Source organism: Kitasatospora sp. NPDC059747, assembly GCF_042732955.1.
In the GTDB taxonomy this organism is placed as follows: domain Bacteria; phylum Actinomycetota; class Actinomycetes; order Streptomycetales; family Streptomycetaceae; genus Kitasatospora.
Genome location: NZ_JBHWGV010000013.1, coordinates 48,383 through 58,008, shown reverse-complemented (window position 1 = coordinate 58,008; position 9,626 = coordinate 48,383). Strand labels below are relative to the sequence as shown.

The following is a 9,626-nucleotide window of genomic DNA, read 5'->3' as shown; positions in this document are numbered from 1 at the left end:
GGGGTGGGGCCGCCCCCCCCCCCGGGCCCGCGCGCGGGTGGCGCGCCGGGGGCGGCCCCCCCTTGCGCGCCCCCGGGGCGTCCGGGCCGCCCGGCCCCCCCCCCCCCCCACCGCTCGGGCAGCGCGAGGAAGCCCGGCTCGGCCTGGGTGGTGGCGGTGTTGCGCTGGCTGGCGCGCGGCGCGGCGATGGCCTGCTCCAGGCTCAGGCCGCGGTCGAGGCGGCCGAGGAGCACCTGGAGGGTGGTGGTGATGATGGTCGCGCCGCCGGGGCTGCCGGTGGCGAGCAGCGGCTCGCCGTCGCGCAGCACGACGGTGGGCGACATCGACGAGCGCGGCCGCTTGCCGGGCCCGGGCAGGTTGGGGTCGGGCACGCCGGCCGCGAGCGGGGCGAAGTCGAAGTCGGTCAGCTCGTTGTTGAGCAGGAAGCCGCGGCCGGGGACGGTGATGCCGCTGCCGCCGGTCTGCTCGATGGACAGGGTGTACGCGACGACGTTGCCCCAGCGGTCGGCCACGGTGAGGTGCGTGGTGTTCTGGCCCTCGTACGGCTCGGGGGCGGCCTGGCCGCCGTCCGCGCACTCGGCCGGGTCGTACGGGTCACCGGGGGCGAGCGGGCTGGTCAGGGCCTTGTCCGGGCTGATCAGGCAGGCCCGGGAGGCGGCGTAGTCGGGCGAGAGCAGTTCCTTCGTCGGCACGTCCGAGAAGCGCGGGTCGCCGAGCCAGCGGTTGCGGTCGGCGAAGGCGATCCGGGAGGCCTCCAGGAAGTGGTGGTAGTACTGCGTGCCGCTGTAGCCGGAGACGTCGCCGTTCTCCAGGATGCCGAGGGCCTCGCCGACGGTGGTGCCGCCGGAGCTGGACGGGGCGATCGAGTAGACGTCGTAGTCCCGGTAGGCGACGTGTGTCGGGGCCTGGCGGCGGACCGCGTAGGAGGCGAGGTCGGCGGCGTCGACCTTGCCGGGTCGGGCGTTGCGCCCGGAGGCGGGGTCGACCGGCGGGTGCTGGAGGGTGTTGACGACGTCCCGGCCGATGTCGCCCTGGTAGAACGCCTTGGTGCCGTCCTTGCCCAACTGCCGGTAGGTGGCGGCGAGATCGGGGTTGCGCAGGACGGAGCCGACCTCGGGGAGCTTGCCGCCGGGCAGGAACAGCCCGGCCGTCGCCGGGAAGTCCTTGAAGCGGCTGTAGTTGTCCTCGGTCATGCCGCGGAAGGTGGCGTTGACGACGAAGCCGTCGTCGGCGATCCGCTCGGCGGGCCGCAGGTTCTCGGCGAGCGAGCGCGAGCCCCACTGCCGTAGCGCGTCGTCCCAGGTGGCCGCGGTGCCGGGGACGCCGACCGACAGGCCGCTGGTGACGGCGTCGGGGAAGGCGAGCGGCTTTCCGCCCTCCAGGAAGAGCCCGGTGTCGGCGGTGCGGCCGGCGGTCTCGCGGCCGTCGATGGTGTGCACGCGGCCGGTGGCGTGGTCGTAGTAGACGAAGTACCCGCCGCCGCCGATCCCCGACGAGTACGGCTCGGTGACGCCGAGGGCCGCGGCGGCGGCGACGGCCGCGTCCACCGCGTTCCCGCCCTTGCGCAGCACCTCGATCCCGGCGGCGGTGGCCTCCGCGGACACCGTGGACACCGCCCCGCCCCACCCGACCGCCTCCGGCACGTGGGCCGGCGGCGCCACCGCCCCGGCCGGCCCGGCGGCGGACCACACCAGAGCACTCGCGAGCAACAACGGTGGCGCGAGGCGGGTCAGAGCCCTCATCCCATTCCTCCTGAGTCGGCGTCAACTCCGTTGTTTCACAGGAGGTGTGATCCCGACAACCACACGGCGGCGGCGAAGTGCGGCGACCGGCCCCGACCCCGGCCTCTGACGGCCGGGACCACTGGAAGGCCGAGGGCTGACCCTTCGGGAGTTTGCGGGCGGGGGGGGCGGCCGACAACCAACAGATAACAGATGACAGAAAACGAAATCTGTCATCTGTTATCTGTTCGCTGAAAGTTGTTCGCCGCCCCCCTCCCGCCCTACAGCGCGCTGCGCTCGACCCGGCGGCGCTTGATCGTGCGGAAGCGGCGGGCGACCTGGCGGGCGAGGTCGGCGGCGCCGACCAGGCCCGCCTCGTTGCCGAGGGCCGCGTGGACGATGACGGCCTCGGGGCGGAAGCCCCGGCCGGTGAGGGTGCGCCGGAAGGTGTCCCGGGCGGGGCCGAGCAGGAGGTCGCCGGCCTCGGAGACGCCGCCGCCGATGACGAACCGGCCCGGGTCGAGGGCCGCGGCCAGGTTGGCGATGCCGACGCCCAGCCAGGTGCCGACCTCGTAGAGCAGCTCGGTCGCCGTCGGGTCGCCGGCCTGCGCGGCCTCGGTGACCAGCGGGCCGGTGATGCCCTCGACGGTCCCGCCCGCGAGGGCCAGCAGCGGCTGCACCACCGGCGACTCCTCGGCGATCAGCTCGCGCGCGTCGCGCACCAGCGCGTTGCCGGAGGAGTACTGCTCCCAGCAGCCCCGGTTGCCGCACGGGCAGCGGTGGCCGCCGGGCACCACCTGCATGTGCCCGAACTCGCCCGCGAGCCCGTACTTGCCGCGGTCGACGTAGCCGTCGCGCACGACGGCCCCGCCGATGCCGGTACCCAGCGTGAGCATCACCATGTGGTCCTCGCCGCGCCCGGCACCGAAGCGCCACTCGGCCCAGGCCGCCGCGTTGGCATCGTTCTCGACGATCACCGGGAACCGCAGCCGCTCGCTGAGCGCCTGCTGGAGCGGCTCGTTTCGCCAGTTGAGGTGGGGGGCGAAGAGCACCTTGGAGCGGTCGGCGTCCACCCAGCCGGCCGCGCCGATGCCGACGGCGTGGACGTCGTGCCGGTCGGCGAGCTCCAGCACCAGTTCGACGATCACGTCCTCGACGACCTTGGGGCTCTTGCTCTTGTGCGGGGTGTCGGTGCGCAGCTTCTCCAGCACCTTGCCCTCGCCGTCCACGACGCCCGCGACGACCTTGGTGCCGCCGATGTCGATGCCGATGGTGGGCAGCCGCAGTATCCCGGCGGGCAGGGCGCGGCGGCGGCGTTCGGCGCGCGGGCCGAGGCCGAGCAGGGTGGGCAGGACGGCCGGCCGGGTGCTGCCTTGGGGGCTGTTCACGGCTTCGGACGCTCCTCACGGGTGTCGGAACGGGTGTCGGAACGGGTGGTCTCGGAACGGGGGGCGTCGGAACCGGTGGTGTCGGAACCGGTGATGTCGGTACGGGTGTCGTCAGGGCCGGACGCGCCGCGCGGGCCGCCGCCCGCGTTCGGCCGCGCCAGCTCGTGGGAGAGCTCGGCGAGGTCGGAGCCCCCGGCCATCTCGGTGGTGAGCTGTTCGAGCCCGATCGCGTCGCGCGGGTGGCTGCCGGCCATCCGGCCCCGCTTGAGCAGGGTGAAGTGGTCGCCGACCAGGTACGCGTGGTGCGGGTTGTGCGTGATCAGGACGACCCCGAGCCCGGCGTCGCGCGCCGCGGTGACGTACTTGAGCACGACGCCCGACTGCTTGACGCCCAGGGCGGCGGTGGGCTCGTCCAGGATGAGCACCTTGGCGCCGAAGTGGACGGCGCGGGCGATGGCCACGCACTGGCGCTGGCCGCCGGACAGGGTGCCGATCGGGCGGTCGACGTCGTGCAGGTCGATGCCCATCCGGGCGAGCGCCTCGCGGGTGGTGGCGCGCATGCCGTCGGCGTCGAGGCGCAGGCCGCCCCAGCGGCGCAGGCCGCGCTCGGAGCCGAGGAAGAAGTTGCGCCACACGGGCATCAGGGGGACGACGGCCAGGTCCTGATAGACGGTGGCGATGCCGCGGTCGAGGGCCTGGCGCGGGGAGTCGAACCGGACCTCCTCGCCGCCGACGGTGTAGACGCCCTCGTCGTGCCCGTGCAGCCCCGCGATGATCTTGATCAGGGTGGACTTGCCCGCGCCGTTGTCGCCGAGCACGCAGCTGATCTCGCCGGCCCGCAGGGTCAGCGAGACGTCCTGCAGCGCCCGGACGGTGCCGTAGCTCTTGCCCACGCCGTCGAGCGCGAGCAGTTCGCCCTCGGAAGGAATCCCGGCAGTCATCGCGGCCCCCGCTCGGCCCGGCGCTTGACGAACGCGTTCAGCAGGGCGGCGAGCAACAGCATCGCGCCCAGGAAGAACTTGAACCAGTCCGGGTTCCACTGCGCGTACACGATCCCCTTGCTGGCCATGCCGAAGATCAGCGCGCCGAGCGCGGAGCCGGCCACCGAGCCGTAGCCGCCGGTGATCAGACAGCCGCCGATGACGGCCGCGACGATGTAGATCAGCTCGTTGCCGACGCCCTCGCCGGACTGGACGGTGTCGAAGGAGAACAGCAGGTGCTGGCCGAGCACCCAGGCGCCGAAGCCGACGCCGAGGTAGAGCACGGTCTTCGTCCGGGCGACGGGCACGCCGACCGCGCGGGCCGCGGCCGCGTCGCCGCCGACGGCGAAGATCCAGTTGCCGAAGCGGGTGCGCAGCAGCACCCAGCTGCCGACGGCGAGCATGCCGAGCCACCACCACACGGTGGCCTTGACCGTCAGCCCGCCGACGGTGACCTCGGAGGCGAACAGCCAGCGGCAGGAGGCGAAGCCCTGCATGTCGGAGATCGGCTTGGTCGACACGGTGCCGGAGACGAGCTTGGTGACGCCGAGGTTGGCGCCGGTCAGCATCAGGAAGGTGCCGAGCGTGACGATGAAGCTGGGCAGCCTGGTGCGCCCGAGCATCCAGCCGTTGAACCAGCCGACCGCGAGCGCGGCGGCGAGCGAGGCGACGACGCCGACCCAGGTGACGGCGGTGAACTGGTAGGAGATCATCGACGAGGTCAGCGCAGCGGTGGTGACCAGCACGCCGGCCGACAGGTCGAACTCGCCGCCGATCATCAGCAGGGAGACCGGCACCGCCATGATCCCGATGGTGGACGCGGCGTAGAGCACGGTGCCCAGCGAGGCGACCCGCAGAAAGGGTTCGGCGGCGGCCGCGAAGACCAGGAAGACGGCGCCGGCGGCGATCAGCGCCCCGAGCTCGGGGCGCGCCAGGAGGCGCCGCAGGGCCGCCGGACGGTCCTGGACGAGGAAGTCCGCCGCACTCGACGGAAAGCTCGACGGAGGGCCGGACGGAGCGCCGGGCGGAGGGCCGGACGGGCTGCTCAACGGGTCCCCCTCGCGACGTACTCGGCGAGCGCGTCCGCGTCGTTCTTCGTGAGGATCTGCGGGCCGGTCGCGACCGGCTTGCCGCCGCCGAGCATGTCCAGGTTGGACTTGTACAGCCACAGCAGGTCGACGCCCTCGTAGCCCTGGAGGTAGGGCTGCTGGTCGACGGCGAAGCCGACGCTGCCGGACTTCAGCCCGGCGACGACCTGGGTGCCGAGGTCGAAGGTGTCGAGCTCGACCTGGCGGCGGGCGTCCTGGACGGCCTGGAGGCCGGTGGCGGCCATCGGACCGGAGAGGGTGAGCACGGTGTCGATGGCCGGGTCGGCCTGGAGCTTGGCGGAGATCGCGGCCCGGGCGTCGGGCATGTTGACGCCGTCGACGTAGAGCACCTGGAAGGAGGCGCCGGGCAGCGCGGAGCCGGACTGGGCGCCGGAGCAGCGCTGCTCCTGGCCGACGTTGCCCTGCTCGTGGATGACGCACAGGACGGACTTGCGGCCGCGGGAGGCGAGCTCGGCGCCGGCGGCCTGGCCGGCCGTCGTCTCGTCCTGGCCGATGTGGGTGAGCGCGCCGAACTTCGCGGAGTACTCCTGGCCGGAGTTGATCGTGATCACGGGGATGCCGGCGGCCTTGGCCTTGGCGAGGACGGCGGCCATGGCGTCGCCCTTGGCGAGGGTGACGAGCAGGCCGTCGACCTTCTGGTCGATGGCGGCCTGGACGAGCTGGACCTGGTTCTGGGTCTGCGCGTCGTTGGAGTACAGGAAGGTGATGTTGTCCTTGGCGGCGGCCTGCTCGGCGCCCTTGCGCACGCTGTCCCAGAAGGCGTCGCCGGGCCCGGCGTGGGTCACCATGGCGACCTTCCAGCGCGGGGTGGTGACGGCGCTGCCGCCGGCGGCCGCGGCCTTGGCGCGGGCCTCCTCGGCGCGTCTGCCTCCGGTACTGCTGCAGCCGGCCACGGCGACCGCGACCGCGAGGACGGCGAGGACGGGCCGGAACCGGCGGGACGGGCGAAAGCGGGTTGTGCTCATCCCACGATTCTCTCCGTAACCGCGGTACGGGCTCGCACCGCCTCGCCCGGCGGCCGGGGCGGGGCGGACGGTAAGGTGCCTCGGGGCACCTTCCTGAGCGTCGGCTGGACACCTCGTCCGGCGGACGGCCGTCCGGGTGGCAGACTAGACGCCGATCCGAAAGCGGAACATCACAGAAACGTGATGTTCCTCTCAGGTTCCGCACAGATTCGGACGGCAACCGATCCCGGGTTCAACGCCGTCCCTTGCCATTGGAGTGCGCGCGGGCGAGTGGGGCCCGAGCGGCTTGCGATCCGGATAACGAGAACTGATGCAACTGACAGGTACGCCCTTCTTCATCCTCACGGTCGTCCTCGTGCCGGTGTCGATCGCGGTCGCGCTGTTCTTCTGGGGCAAGGTGCGCGGACCCGAACCGGTCAAGGTGCTCTCGCGGCTGGTCATGATCGTGTTCTGCCAGATCACGGCCGTGCTGACGGTCTTCGTGATGGTGAACAACGCGAACCTGATCTACGGCAGCTGGGACGACCTGCTCGGCACCGGCGACCACGTCCGCGCGGTGCCCGCCGTGCCGAAGGACGACGCGGCCGGCGCGGCCAAGTCGGGCGGGGACGCCAAGCCCCCGGCGAAGGTGCTCCAGCAGTTCGGCGGCGTGAACGACCCGGCGGTGCCCGGCGACGTCAAGAAGACCGAGCTCAAGGGCCAGGTGTCCGGCGTCGACGGCGAGGTGCTGGTCTGGACGCCGCCGCAGTACGACGACCCGGCCTACAAGGACAAGAAGTTCCCGGTCGTCGAGCTGATCCCGGGCTACCCGGGCTCGTCCTCCACCTGGTACGGCACCCTCAAGGTGTCCGAGCAGCTCAAGCCGCTCATGCAGCAGGGCAAGGTCGCCCCGTTCATCCTGGTCTCGCCGCGCACCCTGCTCCTCGGCAACCACCAGGACGCCGGCTGCACCGACATCCCCGGCAAGGTCAACGCCGACGCGTGGGTCACCCGGGACGTGCCGCAGATGATCATGGACAACTTCCGGGCCGACCCCTCCCCCGATCGCTGGGCGATCGCCGGCTACTCGGCCGGCGCGCACTGCGCCGCCAAGCTCTCGCTCGCGCACCCGAACCGCTACCGGGCCGGCATCAGCCTCTCCGGCTACAACGACCCGGCCCAGGAGTCGGACTCGCTGGTCGGCAAGAACCCGCAGCTGCGCGAGGCCAACAACCCGGTCAACATCCTGAAGACCGCCCAGACCCCGCCGAAGGTCTCGCTCTTCATCAGCGGCGCCAAGGGCGACGGCTTCGAGGACGCCCAGGCGCTGGCCGCCGCGGCCAAGGCCCCCACCACCATCCAGGTGCAGGAGACCACCGGCCCGCACACCACCGACCTGTGGAAGCGCATGGTGCCGAACGTCTTCGAGTGGCTGACCGGGATCATCCCCGCGCAGTAACGATCACCCGAACGACGAAGGGGCCCACCGCGAACGTACGCGGCGGGCCCCTTCGTCATGTCGTCCGGGTGTCAGGCCAGTTCGAGGGCCAGGTAGAAGTCCACCCGGTCCTCCAGGCGCGAGAGGTCCCGGCCCGTCAGCTCCTCGATGCGGCCGATCCGGTAGCGCAGCGTGTTGACGTGGACGTGCAGCTGCCCGGCGCAGCGCGTCCAGGAGCCGTCCGAGCGCAGGAACGCCTCCAGGGTGCGCACGAGGTCCGCCTGGTGCTCGATGTCGTAGCCGATCACCTTGTCCAGCAGGCGGCTGCGGAACGCGCGGCGCACCTCGTCGGGGACGGCGGCCAGCAGGAGCACGTGCGAGGCGAGCTCCTCGGGGCCGGCCACGCACACCCGGCCGACCCGGGCGGCGGCGATCCGGCGGGCGTGCCGGGCCTCCTCCAGGGCGCCGCGCAGGCCGCCGGCCTCGGAGGCGGGGGCGGAGACGCCGAGGGTGATGCGGCCCTCGGAGCCGAGGCCGGCCTCCAGCGGGGCGAGCAGTTCGCGCAGCGTGTCGGCGGGCACGGCGGCCTCCAGCACGGGCATCACGACGACCGCGCCGGTGCCGGCCCCGGCGACCAGCGCGCGGTCGGTGGTGCCGCCGAGCGCCTCCTCCAGGACGGCCCGCACCATGCCCTCGGGCAGGCCGGTGCCGTCGGCGCTGAGCACCAGCCAGGAGCCCTCCGGGGCCTGCGGCTTGGGCTCGGCGTTCTCGTACCGGGCGGCCATCGCCGAGGAGGCGTACAGGGTGCGGCTGATCTCGGCCGGGTCGGCGTCGCGGCGCAGCCGGTCGAGCAGTTCGTCGGCCAGGCGGCGGCGCAGCCGGCGGCCCTCGTCGCGGCGCTGGCGCTCGGCGGCGACGAGGCGGGCGAGGTTCTCGGCGAGCTGCTGGCGCTTGGTGGTCCATTCGGTGACGTCGCCGGCCACGGCGAGCACCCAGTCGGCGAGCGGCGCCTCGTGCTCGGCGTCGGCGGTGGCCGGGGCGGGCAGCAGCGAGTACGCGCCGGTGGCGAGGCGGGCCCGGTGCGGGGGGCGGCGGCGCTGGCGCTGGGCGGCGAGGTGGGCGCGCACCAGCTGGTCGCGGTCCTCGGCGGACAGGCGGTCGGCGGGCCCGGCGATCACGGCGCCGGTCGGGGTGAGCACCCAGCAGTCGAGGTCGAGGTCGCCGCCGAGCAGGTCCAGGACGGCGTCCAGGCCGCCGCCGCCGGCCGCCGAGACGAGCAGCCGGTGGCGGTCGACGAGGGCGGCGAGGTCGGCGGCGCGGTCGGCGGAGACCTGCCGGCCGACGAACTCGGTGACCGTTCCGAAGGCGATGTCGTCGGGGACGGCGAGCAGGGGCATCCGGTGCCGGCGACAGGCGTCGACGAGGTCCTCGGGCACCGGGCCGACCTCGGCCTCGCCGGCCGCGAGGGCGACGGCGCCGCCGGCCGCGATCGTGCGCACGAAGCGCTCCGAGTCGGCCGGGCCGGTGCGCCAGAGCATGCCGGTGAGCACCAGCTCGCCGCCGTGCAGGTAGCGCCCGGGGTCGTGCAGGTCCGTGGTCATGACACCGCTGACCTGCCGGTCCAGCTCGTCCTCGGCCGCGAGCAGGCGCAGTCGCGGGGCGCCGGGGGCGAGCAGGTCACGGACACGCATCCGCAGACTCCTAACGGGCTGGATCGGTGGGGGTGAGGGGCCCGAACGCGCTGCCGGGGGTGACAGTGTGCCCGAACATCCGTGCTTGGCGTTACGTCCGTCCGGGACGGCGGGTCACGGGCCCGTAGCTCCCGAATCACGGCCGGATTACGGTCGTAGGTAGCGCCTGGTGATTAGCTGGACTGCGACGTTGTCCTCCTTAGAGGAACGTACAGGATGCCGGGCGGGACCACAGCCGGGGCTTCATGCCATCGGTGACTGCCAGTGGGCCCCGTCACAGCGGTTCACTGGCCACACGCCGCCGGACACAGCCCGGTGACCGGGATCCGACGCCGAGGCGACGACACGGTGGGCA

At 73.2% G+C, this 9,626-nt stretch carries 7 protein-coding genes; 1 reads left to right on the top strand and 6 read right to left on the bottom strand.

Translation table 11 applies throughout. The features are described 5' to 3' along the window. The 5 genes from ggt to ACFV4G_RS08445 form a co-directional block, all read right to left on the bottom strand. The coding region (gene ggt, locus ACFV4G_RS08465; protein ID WP_380437865.1) for a gamma-glutamyltransferase at positions 1–1,742 on the bottom strand (1,742 nt) is incomplete at its 3' end. A 260-nt stretch (positions 1,743–2,002) separates the two neighbouring features. Beyond that, positions 2,003–3,109 (bottom strand): ROK family glucokinase, encoded by a 1,107-nt coding sequence (locus ACFV4G_RS08460; protein WP_380437863.1) that lies wholly within the window; start codon positions 3,107–3,109, stop codon positions 2,003–2,005. Further along, positions 3,106–4,050, bottom strand: a complete 945-nt coding sequence (locus ACFV4G_RS08455; protein ID WP_380437861.1) for an ATP-binding cassette domain-containing protein — start codon at positions 4,048–4,050, stop codon at positions 3,106–3,108. The genes ACFV4G_RS08460 and ACFV4G_RS08455 overlap by 4 nt, the downstream gene beginning before the upstream one ends. Beyond that, positions 4,047–5,036, bottom strand: coding sequence for an ABC transporter permease (locus ACFV4G_RS08450; protein WP_380437955.1), 990 nt, complete (start codon positions 5,034–5,036; stop codon positions 4,047–4,049). Before ACFV4G_RS08450 ends, ACFV4G_RS08455 begins: the two co-directional genes overlap by 4 nt. Before the next feature lie 98 nt (positions 5,037–5,134). Continuing rightward, positions 5,135–6,163: a substrate-binding domain-containing protein gene (locus tag ACFV4G_RS08445; RefSeq protein ID WP_380437859.1), complete on the bottom strand. Its 1,029-nt coding sequence runs from the start codon at positions 6,161–6,163 to the stop codon at positions 5,135–5,137. A 310-nt stretch (positions 6,164–6,473) separates the two neighbouring features. On the opposite strand from ACFV4G_RS08445, the gene ACFV4G_RS08440 reads away from it, so the two are divergent. After that, a complete protein-coding gene (locus ACFV4G_RS08440; protein WP_380437857.1) occupies positions 6,474–7,601 on the top strand; it encodes an alpha/beta hydrolase in 1,128 nt (375 codons plus the stop codon). A 71-nt stretch (positions 7,602–7,672) separates the two neighbouring features. Here the strand turns inward: ACFV4G_RS08440 and ACFV4G_RS08435 are convergent, their stop codons facing one another. Further along, on the bottom strand, positions 7,673–9,271 hold the full coding sequence (locus ACFV4G_RS08435) for a PucR family transcriptional regulator (protein ID WP_380437855.1): 1,599 nt from the start codon (positions 9,269–9,271) through the stop codon (positions 7,673–7,675). Positions 9,272–9,626 lie beyond the last annotated feature (355 nt).

What these genes read in the sequence shown, in the direction of transcription:
- ACFV4G_RS08445 (WP_380437859.1), bottom strand. Translation starts at nt 6,163, where the DNA reads ATGAGCACAACCCGCTTTCGCCCGTCCCGCCGGTTCCGGCCCGTCCTC.
- ACFV4G_RS08440 (WP_380437857.1), top strand. Translation starts at nt 6,474, where the DNA reads ATGCAACTGACAGGTACGCCCTTCTTCATCCTCACGGTCGTCCTCGTG.
- ACFV4G_RS08455 (WP_380437861.1), bottom strand. Translation starts at nt 4,050, where the DNA reads ATGACTGCCGGGATTCCTTCCGAGGGCGAACTGCTCGCGCTCGACGGC.
- ACFV4G_RS08435 (WP_380437855.1), bottom strand. Translation starts at nt 9,271, where the DNA reads ATGCGTGTCCGTGACCTGCTCGCCCCCGGCGCCCCGCGACTGCGCCTG.